The 508-nt window shown below is 57.9% G+C and carries 1 protein-coding gene; it reads right to left on the bottom strand.

Annotated features, from left to right (window positions below; all coding sequences use genetic code 11):
• Positions 1-118 precede the first annotated feature (118 nt).
• Complete coding sequence (locus HV798_RS31595; protein ID WP_175216644.1) at positions 119-394, bottom strand: hypothetical protein; 276 nt, start codon at positions 392-394, stop codon at positions 119-121.
• Between the last annotated feature and the right edge of the window lie 114 nt (positions 395-508).

Genomic DNA, 508 nt, shown 5'->3' with positions numbered 1-508 from the left:
TGATGATCCTGAGCCATTCAGCGATGGCAGATTTGGCAGGTTGTGGGCATGCCTACGTACCTGATCGGCCTGGCGCGTCGCCAGAAGGCGCTCGTTCGCATTTGCAGTGAAACGGACGTCAGGCATGAATTCTTGGATGCACGGCCACGTTGTTGGGCCGGACGACGCCAAAAGTCACCTCGGTGCCGTTCGCGGACACCGTGGAGACGTCGATACCGGCGGTCGTGCCGATCACCCTTACCGCGCCGCCGTTGTAGAGAGCCAAGTTTCCTCGGTCGAAGCCTAGGGCAACTCGCGCTGCGTCAGCGGTGTTCAGCGGCACACCGATGGACTGAACGCCAGGGGCACCGTTATCCATCGAAACGATGCTGCCTTTTTGGAACGATCCGAGCACCCGCGCATTTGCAGTGCAAATTACATTTCTAGGAAATAACCATGCAAAAAGAAGTCTTCCAAGCCGACGACAACGGCTTGTTCCTGTATCAAACCCTCGCCAACGAGCTGGCGC

Source organism: Achromobacter deleyi, assembly GCF_902859705.1.
Taxonomy (GTDB): Bacteria; Pseudomonadota; Gammaproteobacteria; order Burkholderiales; family Burkholderiaceae_B; genus Achromobacter; species Achromobacter deleyi.
This window is presented reverse-complemented; position numbering and strand designations above follow the sequence as displayed.